The sequence below is a fragment of the Thermanaeromonas sp. C210 genome (genome assembly GCF_013167955.1).
Taxonomy (GTDB): Bacteria; Bacillota; DSM-521; order Neomoorellales; family Neomoorellaceae; genus UBA12545.
Window position 1 is genome coordinate 617,478 of the sequence record NZ_BLWF01000001.1, and the last position, 14,719, is coordinate 632,196.

Sequence of the window (14,719 nt, forward strand, 5' to 3'; positions counted from 1 at the left end):
AGCATGGCCGAGCTGGTAGGTACCTGCCAGGAAGGCGAGCTGTACCTCATAGAGTTGCGCCTGGAACGGGAGGGTTTCAGGAAATTCCTCAGTTCCTGGTTGCTGAGGACTGGTAGCGGTCAATTTCTGATCGATACTGGCCCGGCGGCCGTGCTGCCGCAGCTGCTGGATGGCATCAAGGAATTGGGCGTGAACCGGGTAGATGCCATCCTTTTAACCCATATCCATTTGGACCATGCCGGGGCTGTAGGGGACCTCGTGGAGTGTTTCCCTGAAGCCCGCGTCCTAGCCCATCCCAAGGCCCGGCGCCATTTAGAGGACCCTGCGCGCCTGTGGGAAGGCAGTGTGGAAGTGCTGGGCGACCTTGCCCACCTCTATGGCCCCCTAAAGCCGGTACCAAGGGAGAAGTTAATAGGGGGGGTACCGGGGATAAGGATGATCGAGACCCCCGGCCATTCCCCCCACCACGCCAGTTTCCTTTGGGGGGAATATATTTTTGCCGGGGAGGCTGCAGGGGTGTATCTGGATCTGGGAGACGCCTATTATCTGCGGCCGGCTACTCCCCCGAAGTTCTTCCTGCAACGGACCTTGGCTTCCCTGGACACCCTCTTAGATCTGGCGGGTGACGAAAGCATCCTTTGTTTTGGCCACTTTGGCTGGGCGCGGGGTGCCAAGGGAATCCTTGAACTGGCCCGCCAGCAGCTATGTCGCTGGGAACAAATCATCGCCGCGGTCGGCCAACGCCTGGAGGTCCGGGAGGAAGGGGAATTCCTGAGCCTTCTCCGGGAGGAAGTACTGCGCCGGGACCCCTTGCTCCAGGGCTTTTTCCGGCTGGAACCCGATATTCAACAGAGGGAGAAGTACTTTTTGGATAACAGCCTGAAGGGTTATATGGACTACCTGTCCCTCGGTCCGTTTTGAGGGCGGGTGTGCTGGCCGGTGACCGGGGCCGGGTAATATCGGGCGACGGGAGGCGAGGAAATGCGCAGAGGGCTGATAATGGTCTACACTGGCGACGGCAAGGGAAAAACCACCGCTGCGTTGGGGCTGGCCTTGAGGGCCGTAGGTCAGGGGCAGCGGGTACTCATAATCCAGTTCATGAAGGGCAGCCCCCAATACGGGGAGATCAAAGCAGCTGCCTACTTGCCCGGTTTGACCGTGGTGCAGAAGGGCCTTCCTACCTTTGTGAAGAAAGGGGATCCGGCACCCGAAGACGTAAGGCTGGCCAGGGAAGGGCTGGAGTTGGCTAAGGAGGCCATAACGTCGGGAGAGTACGACCTTGTTATTCTGGATGAGATCAATGTCGCAGTTGATTATGGCCTTTTAAGGGAAGAAGATGTGCTGGTGTTAATGGCGAGTAAGCCTGAAAGGGTGAACCTGGTCCTCACGGGACGTTATGCGTCGGCCGGGATCGTGGAAAGGGCCGACATGGTTAGCGAGGTGAGGGAGGTCAAACACCACTTCCGCCAGGGCATACCGTCTCAAGCCGGCATTGAATATTGAAGCACCCATGCTGAGGAAGTGCGCGGGAGAGTCGGCGCGTCGGCGCAGCGGTGGGTGTTGGAGGGAGAAGGGATTTTTTCTTATGCGGCGAATTAAATATATAAGCGTACCCAATAAAGCAGCCACTTTACTTGCCGGAGGATAAATCAGCTTTGTCCTCGGGGGAGCAAGTAAGGCCTGGTGTATAGGACGGCCCCTAGCGCGGTCCTGTATGCCGGGCTTTTTGTTTAGGGAAGGCAGCGCCCTAGAAGGGGGGCCCACGTGAAGGGAGGGTATTGTGGTAGGGTATGAGAATAGTGGAACACGACCTCGTCATCCTCGGAGGGGGCCTTGCCGGGCTCAGGGCGGCCATTGAGGCGGCCAGGGTGAGCCGGGGTGAACTCGATATAGCCGTAGTGGCCAAGACCCAGCTGGTGCGGCCCCATTCGGTCTGTGCAGAGGGTGGGACAGCGGCGGCTATGAGGCCCGAGGAAGGGGATAGCCTGGAACTCCACGCCTGGGATACGGTTAAGGGCAGCGATTTCCTGGCCGATCAGGATGCGGTGGAGCTTTTTGTAAGAACCATACCGCAAGAAATATTGCAGCTTGAACACTGGGGCATACCCTGGGCGAGGAGAGAGGACGGGAGGATCGCCCAGCGTCCCTTTGGAGGCCATACCTTTCCCCGCGCCGTATTTGCCGCCGACAAGACGGGCTTCTTCGAGGTGCATACGCTGTACGATACCCTGCTCAAATATCCCCGGGTGACGAGGTACGAAGAGTGCACGGCCACTTCCTTGCTAGTGGAAGGAGGTCAATACCGCGGATTCACGGCCGTAGACCTAAAAAGCGGGGAGTTTCTGGCCTTCCGGTCCAAAGCCCTGATTATTGCCACGGGAGGAGCCTGCCGCATATACGGCTTTACTACTTACTCCCACACGGTGACCGGAGATGGCATGGCCATAGCCTACCGGGCGGGGTTGCCATTAAAGGATATGGAATTCGTACAATTTCACCCCACGGGGCTGGTGCCTTCGGGCATTCTCATTACCGAAGCCGCTCGGGGCGAGGGGGGTTATCTGGTCAATAATCTGGGCGAAAGATTCATGCAGAAATACGCCGAAAAGATGATGGAACTGGCTCCCAGGGACATTGTATCCCGTTCGGAGATGTTGGAGATCGAGGCGGGTCGCGGCTTCCAGGGACCCCAGGGGCTGGATTACGTGCACTTAGATTTAAGACATTTGGGACGGCACAAGATAAATGAAAGGTTGCCTCTAATAAGGGAAGTAGCCATAAAGTTTGCCGGCCTCGACCCCATAGAGCAGCCGATTCCCGTACGTCCCGTGGCCCATTATTCCATGGGTGGCATCCATGTTGACATAGAGGGCGCTGCCCCTGTACCCGGTATCTGGGCGGCCGGTGAAGTAGCCTGTGTGTCCCTCCACGGTGCCAACCGGCTGGGGACTAACTCTACTGCCGAGTGCTTGGTGTGGGGAGCCATTACCGGCAAGAAGGCAGCCCTATATGCCATGGAGGAACGAAAGTTACCTGAGCTGCCGGTGGAGAAGGCTCGCGATGAGGAGAATCGCGTAATGGAGAAAATACTCAATCGTCAAGGGGACGAAAACCTTTACACCATAAGGCGCGAATTGCGGGAAGTTATGGATGCCAACGTAGGAGTGTTCCGGACCGGGGAGGGCTTGGCCAAGGCCTTAAAGCGGATAAAGGAACTGCAAGAGCGCTTCCACAGGTGCGGGCTAAAGGATCGCAGCCGGATATATAACACAGATCTGGTGTCGTACCTAGAACTGGAGAATATGCTGGAGCTGGCCGAGGTGATAACCGCCGGGGCCCTGGCCCGGGAAGAATCGCGCGGCGGCCATGCCAGGCGAGACTTCCCCCAGAGGGATGATAAGAACTGGCTTAAGCATACCCTGGCCTACTACACGCCTTCCGGGCCAAAACTGGAGTACATTCCGGTGAACATAACCATCTGGGAGCCTACGGAAAGAAAATATTAAGGGGGACACCCGTTACAGGAGGTGAGCACAGTGCGGCGGTATAATAACCGGCTGGGGATAAGAGGCTGGATTTATGCGGGGAACTATGGTTTAGAGCGTTACCTTTACTTCCTGCACCGTATAAGCGGGTTGGGCTTAATCCTTTACCTTCTGCTGCATATTGGCGTAACCTCGGCCAGGATATACGGTGGTGCCGCCTGGGAACAGACCATGTCCCTCCTTTCGGGCCCGGCCTTCAAGCTGGGCGAGTATGTTCTCATGGCGGGAGCCATATTCCATGCCGCCAACGGATTGCGCCTTATCATTACGGAACTGGGGATGTGCATCGGGACGCCCGGGCGCCAGGAATACCCTTATGTCTCCTCGGTAAGGAAACAACGCCCCCTGATGATTTTAATAATGATTGTAATCGCCGTCCTGCTGCTCCTGAGCGGGGTGGACTTCTTTCTCGTGTAGGAGGGGAGATCCTTGCGGGAGTCACGTTACTGGATACTTTCCCTAGTAGCTGCCGCGTGCCTGGTCGTTCTTTTGGGTACCCATCTCTTCCTCATGCATCTGGATACTTTGCTGGCTTACCTGGGGATGGCGAATCCTGACCCCCTAGACTATAGCGCGGTTATGGCCAGGGGGAGAAGTGGGGGCTGGGTGGGGGCCTACATCCTGCTCTTGGCCTTCAGCCTTTATCACGGGCTATATGGTCTTCGCTCTGTTCTCAGTGAAGTTGTGAGTCCGCCCGGGCAGCGAATGCTTACCTGGGCCGTAATCGCCGTTGGATTTATTGCTTTTACTTGGGGGACCTATGTGGTTATCAAGTCCAGCCTCATGGGGGGAGTATAATTGGCTGTCTTCAAAATACAGCGGTATGACCCTGAAAAAGACGGTAGGCCTTATTTCCAAACCTATGAAGTACCCGTAGAGCAGGGCATGAGCATTTTAGATTGCCTATTTTACATTAAAGAGCGATTGGACGCTACTTTAAGTTTCCGGGCCTCCTGCCGGATGGGTATATGCGGCTCCTGTGCCATGTACATTAACGGCCTGCCAAGGCTGGCGTGCGAAACCCAGGTCACATCTTTGGCGACAGACACCATAGAGGTGAGGCCGCTACCCAACTATGAAGTTATCAAAGATCTGGTAGTCGACCTCGCGCCCCTCTTCGAGAAGCACCAAAGGGTAAGGCCCTGGATTATTCCTTACGACCCCGTGGAGCTCGACCGGCCGACCAAGGAGTACCACCAATCGCCGGCAGAGCTCGAACGGTATCTACAGTTCGCGTACTGCCTCAAGTGCGGCCTGTGCCTGGCAGCGTGCCCTACGGTGGCTACAGACCAGGAATTCATAGGCCCCCAGGCGTTGGCTCAGGCCTTCCGGTATAATTCCGACACCCGGGACGGTGGTGATACCGAGCGTATGGCTGCTGTAGATACTCTCCACGGTCTATGGCGCTGCCACATGGCGGGTGCCTGCGCTGAAGTTTGCCCCAAGGGGGTAGACCCCGCCCTGGCCATCCAGCTTATGAAGCGGGAAGCCGTTTTCGGCAAGAAGAAGGGACGGGCCAGGCTGGCGGATCCCCCTCATGCGGTGAAACTCCTGCCCGGCATACTCAAGGCGCCGGAGCCCACGGTGAAAAGGAGTGAAGGGGAAATATGAGGAATATTCACGTCCAGGACATAATCAATGCCGTGGAGGGCCTTTGTATTGAAGCCTGCACCACCCTGCCTGCCGACTGGTGGAAGGCTACGGAGGAAGCCATCTCACGAGAAGAATCGCCCTTAGGCAAAGACATCTTGAGGCTGCTTCAGGAAAACGCCAGTTTGGCCGCCTCTACGGGAGAGGCCATCTGTCAGGATACGGGTATGGCGGTAGTTTTCGTAGAGCTGGGCCAGGATGTGCACATCGAGGGAGGAAGTCTTTACGAGGCAATAAATGAAGGGGTGCGCCGGGGATACACCAAGGGATACTTACGTAAGTCCGTGGTAAACGATCCCCTGATTCGCCGGAATACCGGTGACAACACGCCAGCCATAATTCATGTAGAGCTCGTTCCCGGCTCCGGCCTGAGGATCACGGTAGCACCTAAAGGCGGGGGATCGGAGAACTGCTCGGCGTTGAAGATGCTGAGGCCCGCCGACGGCAGAGAAGGTGTTATCCGATATGTTTTAGAGGTAGTGGAGGCTGCAGGAGCCAACCCCTGCCCGCCGATAACCGTGGGCGTCGGTTTAGGCGGGAACTTTGAAATGGCAGCCCTTCTGGCCAAGAAAGCCCTCCTCCGGCCCCTGGGGAAGAGGCATCCCGAGGCGCACATAGCGGAATTAGAAAGGGAGATTCTAGAACGCATAAACCATACGGGTATAGGGCCCCAGGGACTTGGGGGCCGCATAACGGCCCTTGACGTGCACGTAGAGACTTATCCCACCCATATAACCAGTTTACCGGTGGCCGTAAACATCCAGTGCCATGCAACGCGTCATGCAGAAGCATTGCTGTAGGGGAGGTGATAACTGTGATCCGGCTTACCACACCCCTTAGTTTGGAGGTCATCCAGAAACTCGAGGCCGGCGAGCAGGTGACGCTAAGCGGGATTATTTTTACCGCGAGGGACGCAGCCCACAAAAAGTTGGTGGAAACTTACCGGGCAGGGGGAAAATTGCCGGTTGATTTGGAGGGGCAGATCATTTACTACGTAGGCCCATGCCCCCCCAAGCCGGGAAAAGTGATCGGCTCTGCCGGTCCTACCACCAGCGGCCGCATGGACCCTTATACCCCCCTTTTGATACGGCAGCTGGGGCTTAAGGGAATGATCGGCAAGGGAAACAGGAGCCCCGAAGTGGTAGAGGCTATAAAGGAGAAGGGTGCCGTGTATTTTTTGGCCCTGGGTGGAGCGGGAGCCCTGTTGGCCCAAAGGATCAAAAAGGCCGAGATAGTGGCCTACGAGGAACTGGGCCCCGAGGCCATTTACCGCCTCGAGGTGGAGGACTTTCCCCTCATAGTAGGTATTGACAGCCGGGGCCAAAACGCCTACCTTATGGGCAAGGCCCGGTATTCCAAATAGAGTAAGGGGGTAAACGAGAAATGGACATCAGAGCCAGAGCCCTAGCCTTACACCGTGAGAATCAAGGGAAAATAGCCCTCATGAGCAAGGTGCGCGTGCAAAGTCGCGAAGATTTGAGCCTGGCTTATACTCCGGGTGTGGCCGAGCCATGCAAGGAAATACACCGCGACCCCGACCTCGTTTGGGAATACACTTCCCGCGGCAATCTGGTCGCCGTGGTAACCGACGGGTCGGCAGTGCTGGGCCTTGGTGATATCGGCCCGGAGGCCGCCCTGCCGGTGATGGAGGGCAAATGTGTACTGTTCAAGACCTTCGGAGGAGTGGATGCCATACCCGTCTGCCTGGCCACCAAGGATGTGGACCAGATCGTCGCAACCGTAAAACTTCTGGCCCCCGGCCTGGGCGGGGTTAACCTGGAAGACATATCAGCACCCCGCTGCTTTGCCATAGAGGAGCGGCTGAAGAGAGAGACCGATATCCCCATCTTCCATGACGATCAACATGGAACTGCCATCGTGGTTGCCGCAGCCCTTATTAACGCCGCCAAGGTTGTGGGGAAAGATCTAAAGGAACTCAAAATAGTAGTCAACGGGGCGGGTGCAGCCGGTATTGCCACTACCAAGCTCCTACTGGGTCTAGGGGTTAAAGAGATTATACTTTGCGACCGGAGGGGGGCCCTTTACGCCGGACGGCAGGAGGGAATGAACCCCTATAAGGAGGAAATAGCGCTCCAGACCAATCGCGAGAAGGCTAAGAGCCTGGCGGAAGCCCTAAAAGGCGCCGACGCTTTTGTAGGACTCTCCGCTGCCGGTACGGTAACCCGGGAAATGGTCCGAAGCATGGCCAGGGACGCCATTGTTTTAGCCATGGCCAATCCCGTACCCGAAATATACCCTGAGGAGGCCAAGGCCGCCGGAGCGAAGGTCGTGGGTACCGGCCGGTCTGACTTTCCCAACCAGATCAATAACGTGCTGGCCTTCCCCGGAGTGTTACGGGGGGCACTGGACGTAAGGGCCCGGGACATAAACGAGGACATGAAAATAGCTGCAGCCTATGCCATTGCCGGGCTGGTGGATGAAAAGGAACTGCAACCCGACTACATCATAACCGATGTCTTCGACGCCCGGGTGGCCCCGGCGGTGGCCGCGGCCGTGGCCCGCGCAGCCCTGGCAAGTGGTGTGGCCCGGCTGCAGAAGGACCCCGCGGAGGTAGCAGAGCACACCAGAGAGCTGGTTCAGGTCTGATTTAATTTTCACCGTAGATCTTAGTTAGGCCTACCCGGCCTGCCTTTCTTAGGCCCCTGGGCTACAGCCACCAGGGGCAATTTTTTTCGCTGCCGGCCCTCGCAATAATTTGCCGGCCGACCCCCGGGGTTCCTGCGCCCGCAGACCCTTGATTTTTTCCCAGCCTTATTCTTACCGGCGCTGGTCAGCTCCACGGTGCAACTGCCGGGCGGGTCGCATACCCATCAGAGGAGGAGTGTCGGCCTTAACGGGCCGGACATTTGGAGCAACACGGGTTACTGCTTTATGTTATAATATAAATATTACGTACAGGGCGAAAGGAGGCTGGAGAAGGTGAGCTTACCTAAGGCTTTGGAGAGGCAACAATGTGCTTTTAACCTGAATTTAAAATATTTGACCATTGAATGGCTGCAGCGGAGGGGGGTTACCCTGGAGGATATAGCTTCCCTCGTTTACACTGTACAAAAAAAGTATATCCCCGGCCTGACACATGAATATTGCCTGGAAAGCGTAGAGCGGGTGCTGGAGAAGCGGGAAGTACAAAATGCCGTTTTTACGGGTGTTTCCCTGGACGAGATGGCGGAGAAAGGCCTTTTCGAGGAGCCGTTGTCCGGCATGCTGCGCCATGATGACGGCCTTTACGGTATCGACGAAGTGCTGGCCCTAAGCATTGTGAATATTTACGGCTCCATAGGCCTGACGAACTTCGGGTATCTCGATAAAGTCAAACCCGGTATAATAGGAAAAATAAATCAAAAGAAGGGTGAAAGGGTCAACACCTTTCTGGACGATCTGGTTGCCGCCATAGCGGCGGCAGCTGCGGCCCGGATAGCCCACCAGGCACGGGATAATTATCAAGAGCCAAAATGATTAGTATGAAGTTTGCTACACAGCCTCTCTATCTTTTTCCTCAAGATAAAGGGCCCGCTCTCATCTTGGTGCTTGAACCCATCTACGGATTGGGACAAATGATTGGTGATTGGCCCCACTGCTGAACTTCTCTTGAAGTTATGAGGAGGATTCGGCTGCCTGACTTAAGGAGGGGATACCGCTCTTAAAGACGGCAGCGATACCCACTCTACTCCTACTGGTCAGGCTTCTCAAAAGCGTAGTAGATGGATCTTAAGTTGCGTGTTTACAACGGGCAACATTGTACGTTATACTAACCGGTGTTAACTTCACTTAAAATATACTTCACTAGAGGTGAAAGCATCTTGGATATAGGTAACACTATTCGTATGCAGCGCCTGGCCAAAGGGCTTTCCATTCGTGAATTGGCCCGTTTAACAGGCCTGTCCCCTAGCGCCATTAGTCAAATTGAGACAGGCAAATCAATTCCGAACATCTTGACTATTAAGGCCATCACAGAAGCTCTAGGGATCTCGGTATATCTTTTTTGTTGGAGGATATTAACAGCAAGATTAGCTTAGTAAGAGCCCAGGGTGGAGGAATTTCTCACCTAAGGGGGAAACTTTCAAATGGAGCGGCCCTAATTACCGTGCGCCCGGGAAAGGGATAAAATTGTCGCCGTAGGACAGGTACCGGCCGAACTGGTGAAACCGGAGGCTGAACAACTTTTTCAATAAACAAGGAGGGATTATTTTCTCTTCGTCGAATTACTACGTAAATGAGAGTTAAGGTTTTAAGCCTGTGTTGATATTATACTTAACAAAATAAAGTGGAGGGATGCATTGTGGCAGGTAGAATTCCCTTCGGGCCGACCTACGAGGAGATGCTTTACCCGGAGAAGATCGACCCGGCTGTACGTCAGAGGGCGATAAAGGCTCTTAAGGAGGATGAGCTGGATCCCGTCAATCTTTTCAACATCACCTGGAAGGACGAGAACAATCAGGTACGGAAAATGGTGCTGCCGCCGGAGCTGACCGGGGTAGACGCCAACATCGTAGTCCTCCTGGGGCGCTACTTCCCCTCGGGATCCCACAAGGTGGGGCCGGCTTATGCCACCCTGATCGAAGGCTGCGTGGACGGGGTTATTCGCCCGGGAGAGCACACCATTCTGGGTCCGTCCACCGGAAATTTCGGCATCGGGGTAGCTTACATCTGCCGTCTCATGGGATACCGCGCCATTGTCATCATGCCGGACAGCATGAGCAATGAGCGTTATGAACGCATCCGCAAGTACGGCGGGGAGTTGGACTTGACTCCGGGCACGGAATCCGACGTTATCCTGACCTTGCAGCGCACCTACGAGCTGAAAAAGGATCCCAAGAACTTCCCATTAGCCCAGTTTGAGCTCCTGCCCAACTACCGTTTCCACCGGTATGTAACGGGTAACTCGGCCATTGAAGCCGTAAAGGGTATAGGTAATGAACGTATTGCCTGCTTTGTTTCCGCACCGGGCTCGGCCGGCACCATCGGCGCAGGAGACGAGATTAAGAAAGTCTTCCCCGAATGCAAGGTGGCGGCCCTCGAACCCTACGAATGCGCTACCCTTGCCACCGGTGGCCGCGGCCAGCACCGCATTGAAGGCATCGGGGACAAGATGTGCACCTTGATTCACAACGTCCTCAATACCGACTTTGTAGTTCTCATCCACGACGATGACTGCGTCAAGGGGCTTAAAATCATCCAAGACGGCACCGAGATCCTGGTCAAGATGGGTGTTAAAGAAGAGGTTGCTCTAATGCTGAGGGACCACTTCGGTATCTCGGGCATCTGCAACGTCCTGGGGGCCATAAAGATGGCCAAGTTCCTGCGGCTGGGGCCCGGCGACAACGTGGTGACCATCGCCACCGATGGTTTTGACCGTTATCGCTCCGTCCTGGATGACCTGGAGAAGCGCACCCTGGAGATCACCGACTTTGTGATGGAACGCTGGTACCAGGATATTTTCCTGCGGGCCAATGAAGAATATATTTTCGATTTCCGGAAGCCCGAGGCCAAGGAAAGGCTCTTTGCCCAGAAGGAAAAGGATTGGCTCCCCTTCGGTTACAGCAAGGAATACCTGGATTCCATGAGGAGCCCCAGCTTCTGGGAAGACGAGTATGCGAAGATAAAGGAGTACGACGAGAAAATCCGGGCGATGCGTTAGAAACCTGGGCGGGGCCGATTTAGAAGGAGGGGGACGAGGATGCGCCTGGAGCTAAAAGTCAACGGCGAGGCGAAGGTGGTAGACGTACCGGCCGAGGCAACACTGCTGGATGTTTTGCGCGATCATTTGCGGCTGACCGGTGCGAAGAACGGGTGTGGAGAAGGGGTTTGCGGCGCCTGCACGGTAATTCTGGCCGGCCGGCCGGTGCGGGCCTGCCGCGTTACGGCGGCCAAGGCGGCCGGGCAAGAGGTGTTGACCATAGAAGGCTTGACTCCCCGGGAAAAGGAGATCTATGCCTGGGCTTTCACCGCCGCCGGGGCGGTCCAGTGCGGCTTCTGCACTCCCGGCATGGTCATGGAAGCCAAGGCGTTGCTGGATCGCAATGACAGCCCTTCAGAGGAAGAGATTAAGCAGGCCTTCAGGGCTCACCTTTGCCGGTGCACCGGCTACCAAAAGATCGTAGCGGCGGTGCAGTTGGCGGCCCGGGCCCTGAGGGGGGAGGTCACGCCCGGTCAGGGAGAGGCTGCCGGCATGCGGAAGCGCTTCTTCCGGCCTGATGCGCCGGTCAAGGCTTTAGGCCAGGCCACCTTTGTGGATGACCTCATGTTCCCCGGCATGCTCTACGGCGCCGTCCTCCGCCCGCCCTATGCCAGGGCCCGGGTGGTGTCCCTGGATACAACCGTCGCCCGGGAAATGCCGGGTGTGGTAGTGGTCCTCACAGCAGAGGACATACCGGGCCAGCGCTACCAGGGGCATATTTTCAAGGACTGGCCGGCCCTGGTGGCCGTGGGAGAAGAAGTACGCTATGTGGGGGACGCCATCGCCCTGGTGGCCGCCGAAGATAGGGAGACTGCCCGGAAGGCAGTGGAGCAAATTAAAGTGGAATACGAAGTGCTGACGCCGGTAACCTGTCCGGCTGAAGCGCTGGCGCCGGGCGCTCCGTCCCTCCACCCCAAAGGCAACATTTTAAGTGAAACCAGCATCCGCAAAGGGAATCCCGAGGAAGCCCTCCGGACATGCGCCCATGTGGTGTCCCAGACTTACCGGACACCCTTTACGGAACATGCCTTCTTGGAGCCCGAAAGTGCGGTGGCCGTACCGGAGAACGAGGGCATCACTATTTACACCAGCACCCAGGGCGTATACGACATCCAGGAACAGGTGGCTTCCCTCCTGGCACTGCCCCACGAGAAAGTGCGCGTCCTCAACCAATATGTGGGCGGCGCCTTTGGGGGCAAGGAGGATTTAAGCGTACAGCACCATGCAGCCCTGCTGGCCTGGGCGACCAAACGGCCGGTCAAGATCACCTTGACGCGCCGGGAAAGCATCCTGGTCCACCCCAAGCGACATGCTATGGAGATTAAGATTACCACCGGCTGTGATGACCAAGGCCGGCTGGTGGCTATGACGGCGGAGATTACCGCCGACACGGGGGCCTATGCTTCCTTAGGGGCTCAAGTTCTCGAGCGGGCCTGCCACCACATTACCGGTCCCTACCGCATTCCCCATGTCAGGATTTACGGCCGGGCCGTTTACACGAACAACCCGCCGGCCGGGGCCTTCCGCGGTTTTGGTGTACCCCAGGCGGCTTTTGCCTGCGAAAGCCAGTTAAATCTCCTGGCCCGGCGGCTGGGTAAGTCTCCGTGGGAAATACGCTGGATCAATGCCCTGGAGCCGGGGGATACCCTCGCCACAGGCCAGATAGTCGGCCAAGACGTGGGTATAAAAGAAACTCTCCTGGCCGTCAAGGAAGTATTTGAAAGCAGCCCCTATGCCGGCATTGCCTGTGCGTTCAAAAATGTCGGCCTGGGGGTAGGAACCCGTGATACGGGGCGGGCCAACCTGGCAGTAGAAAAGGGGAAGGTGAGAATCTATTCCGGCGCTGCCTGTCTAGGCCAGGGGCTGGAATCGGTGCTCATCCAGATCGTGGCCGAGGCCACCGGTTTGCCGGCGGAAAAGATGGAGGTGGTGCTGGCGGACACCGCCTGCACCCCGGATGCCGGGATAACTACCGCTTCCAGGCAGAGTCTTTTTACCGGCGAAGCCGTTCGCCGGGCGGCAGAGGAACTGGCCCAGGCCCTCAAGGATCATGCTCTGGAAGAGCTGGAAGGACGTACCTTTGTGGGTGAATTTTACGGGGCCACCGATCCTATCGCCTCCAACAAGGAACATCCGGTCACTCATGTGGCCTACGGCTATGCTACCCAGGTAGTCCTGCTGGATGAGGAAGGACGGGTGGCCAAAGTCGTGGCTGCTTATGATGTGGGCCGGGCCATCAATCCCCTCAATGTGGAAGGTCAGATTGAGGGCGGCATAGTTATGGGCCTGGGCTATGCCCTGACGGAGGATTTCCCTGTCAAGGATGGCATACCCCAGTATCAGCAGTTGGGTCGTCTGGGTCTCTTCCGGTTCCCGCAGGTGCCGCTCATGGAAACCATTCTGGTGGAAAAGGGAGGTACCCAGTACGCCTTTGGTGCCAAGGGCATGGGGGAACTAGCTACCATTCCTACGGCACCCGCAGTGGCCTGCGCTTATTTCCGCCGCGACGGCCTTTTGCGGACCGCCCTGCCCCTGGAGGGCACGCCCTACAGCAAGAAGTGAGAAAGGGAGATGGCTTGGATGTCTAATGTAGTGGGGTTGCACTGTATTAACTGCGGCAAGACCTACTCGCCCCAGCCGGGTCTTTACACCTGTAGCCGTTGTGGGGAAAAAGAAGGGATTTTAGACGTAGATTACGATTACGACTATATTAAGAAGGCCCTCTCTCCCCAAGGCCTCCAGGGCAACCGGGAACACTCCATGTGGCGCTACCGGCCTTTCCTGCCGGTTAACCAGGAGGGCCCCCTCCCCCCTTTAAGGGTTGGTTGGAGTCCCTTATATTATGTGCCGCGGTTAGCCCAGGAAATAGGGCTAAAACACCTGTACGTTAAAGATGACGGCGTTAATCCGACCGCTTCCCTCAAGGATCGGGCTTCGGCCGTTGCCGTGGCTCGGGCCCTGGCCGAGGGAGCTGCCTCGGTGGCCTGCGCCTCTACCGGGAATGCCGCTTCCTCCCTGGCCGGGGCCGCGGCCTCGGTAGGGCTCAAAGCCTTTATTTTCGTTCCGGCCCGGGCTCCCCAGGGTAAAGTGGCCCAGCTTCTCATTTTCGGCGCCACCGTGGTGAGCGTGCAGGGGTCTTATGAAGATGCCTTCCGCTTATCCGACCAGGCCATTAAGCGGTGGGGCTGGTATAATCGCAACGCGGCTATTAATCCTTACCTGGTGGAAGGGAAGAAGACGGTCTGCCTGGAAGTGGCCGAGCAGCTGGGGTGGGAAGTGCCCGACTGGGTAGTGGTGTCGGTCGGTGACGGTTGTACCCTGGCCGGGGCCTGGAAGGCCTGGCTGGATCTCCACCGGGTAGGTTGGATTGAACGGCTTCCCCGTATGCTGGGGGTACAGGCCGAAGGCTGCTGCCCCATCACCAGGGCCTTCCGGGAGGGGGGCAAGGTACAACCGGCCGAGGAGAATACTATAGCCGACAGCATCGCCGTGGGAGTGCCCCGCAATCCGGAGAAGGCCCTGCGGGCCATCCGGGAGTCCGGCGGTACCATGATCAATGTGAGCGACGAAGAAATCCTAAAAGCCATGCGCCTCTTAGGACGCAGTACGGGGGTTTTCGGCGAGCCTGCCGGCGTGGCCGGTCTGGCAGGCCTGGCCAGGGCAGTAGCCGAGGGAATCGTCCGGCCTGAAGAAAAGGTGGTCTGTCTGGTGACGGGCAATGGGCTAAAAGATGTGGCGACGGCCATTAAGGCGGCCGGCGCTCCCTTAAGCCTGCCACCGGACATGGAACAGCTGGAAAGGGCTCTCCAAGGGTTAATCTAAGAAT

General features: G+C 57.1%; 14 protein-coding genes. All 14 read left to right on the forward strand.

The features are described 5' to 3' along the window. Positions 1-3 precede the first annotated feature (3 nt). The 14 genes from TAMC210_RS02965 (at position 4) to TAMC210_RS03030 (ending at position 14,715) form a co-directional block, all read left to right on the forward strand. The gene (locus TAMC210_RS02965) at positions 4-921 is read left to right on the forward strand and encodes an MBL fold metallo-hydrolase (RefSeq protein WP_173297293.1); all 918 of its coding nucleotides are present in this window, start codon (positions 4-6) and stop codon (positions 919-921) included. A 60-nt stretch (positions 922-981) separates the two neighbouring features. Then, complete coding sequence (gene cobO / locus TAMC210_RS02970) at positions 982-1,503, forward strand: cob(I)yrinic acid a,c-diamide adenosyltransferase (RefSeq protein ID WP_173297294.1); 522 nt, start codon at positions 982-984, stop codon at positions 1,501-1,503. A gap of 287 nt (positions 1,504-1,790) precedes the next feature. Beyond that, complete coding sequence (locus tag TAMC210_RS02975) at positions 1,791-3,506, forward strand: succinate dehydrogenase/fumarate reductase flavoprotein subunit (protein ID WP_173297295.1); 1,716 nt, start codon at positions 1,791-1,793, stop codon at positions 3,504-3,506. A gap of 30 nt (positions 3,507-3,536) precedes the next feature. Beyond that, positions 3,537-3,962 carry a hypothetical protein gene (locus tag TAMC210_RS02980; RefSeq protein WP_173297296.1) on the forward strand — a complete coding sequence of 142 codons (426 nt, stop codon included), beginning with the start codon at positions 3,537-3,539 and terminating at the stop codon, positions 3,960-3,962. Between the two features lie 12 nt (positions 3,963-3,974). Next, on the forward strand, positions 3,975-4,343 hold the full coding sequence (locus TAMC210_RS02985; RefSeq protein WP_173297297.1) for a hypothetical protein: 369 nt from the start codon (positions 3,975-3,977) through the stop codon (positions 4,341-4,343). Next, positions 4,344-5,156, forward strand: a complete 813-nt coding sequence (locus tag TAMC210_RS02990) for a succinate dehydrogenase/fumarate reductase iron-sulfur subunit (protein WP_173297298.1) — start codon at positions 4,344-4,346, stop codon at positions 5,154-5,156. It begins immediately after the preceding gene. Beyond that, entirely contained in the window at positions 5,153-5,995 is an 843-nt protein-coding gene (locus tag TAMC210_RS02995; RefSeq protein WP_173297299.1) for a fumarate hydratase, read from the forward strand. Before TAMC210_RS02990 ends, TAMC210_RS02995 begins: the two co-directional genes overlap by 4 nt. A gap of 8 nt (positions 5,996-6,003) precedes the next feature. Further along, a complete protein-coding gene (locus TAMC210_RS03000; protein WP_373996434.1) occupies positions 6,004-6,558 on the forward strand; it encodes a Fe-S-containing hydro-lyase in 555 nt (184 codons plus the stop codon). 20 nt (positions 6,559-6,578) lie between these two features. Next, a complete protein-coding gene (locus tag TAMC210_RS03005) occupies positions 6,579-7,802 on the forward strand; it encodes an NAD(P)-dependent malic enzyme (protein ID WP_173297301.1) in 1,224 nt (407 codons plus the stop codon). A gap of 378 nt (positions 7,803-8,180) precedes the next feature. Next, positions 8,181-8,672 (forward strand): phosphatidylglycerophosphatase A family protein, encoded by a 492-nt coding sequence (locus TAMC210_RS03010; RefSeq protein WP_373996435.1) that lies wholly within the window; start codon positions 8,181-8,183, stop codon positions 8,670-8,672. Positions 8,673-8,971: 299 nt separating this feature from the next. After that, a complete protein-coding gene (locus TAMC210_RS13860) occupies positions 8,972-9,232 on the forward strand; it encodes a helix-turn-helix domain-containing protein (RefSeq protein ID WP_373996428.1) in 261 nt (86 codons plus the stop codon). A gap of 263 nt (positions 9,233-9,495) precedes the next feature. Beyond that, on the forward strand, positions 9,496-10,854 hold the full coding sequence (locus tag TAMC210_RS03020; RefSeq protein WP_217267230.1) for a PLP-dependent cysteine synthase family protein: 1,359 nt from the start codon (positions 9,496-9,498) through the stop codon (positions 10,852-10,854). Positions 10,855-10,893: 39 nt separating this feature from the next. Further along, the gene (gene xdh, locus TAMC210_RS03025) at positions 10,894-13,455 is read left to right on the forward strand and encodes a selenium-dependent xanthine dehydrogenase (RefSeq protein ID WP_173297304.1); all 2,562 of its coding nucleotides are present in this window, start codon (positions 10,894-10,896) and stop codon (positions 13,453-13,455) included. An 18-nt stretch (positions 13,456-13,473) separates the two neighbouring features. Further along, the gene (locus tag TAMC210_RS03030) at positions 13,474-14,715 is read left to right on the forward strand and encodes a threonine synthase (protein WP_173297305.1); all 1,242 of its coding nucleotides are present in this window, start codon (positions 13,474-13,476) and stop codon (positions 14,713-14,715) included. Positions 14,716-14,719 lie beyond the last annotated feature (4 nt).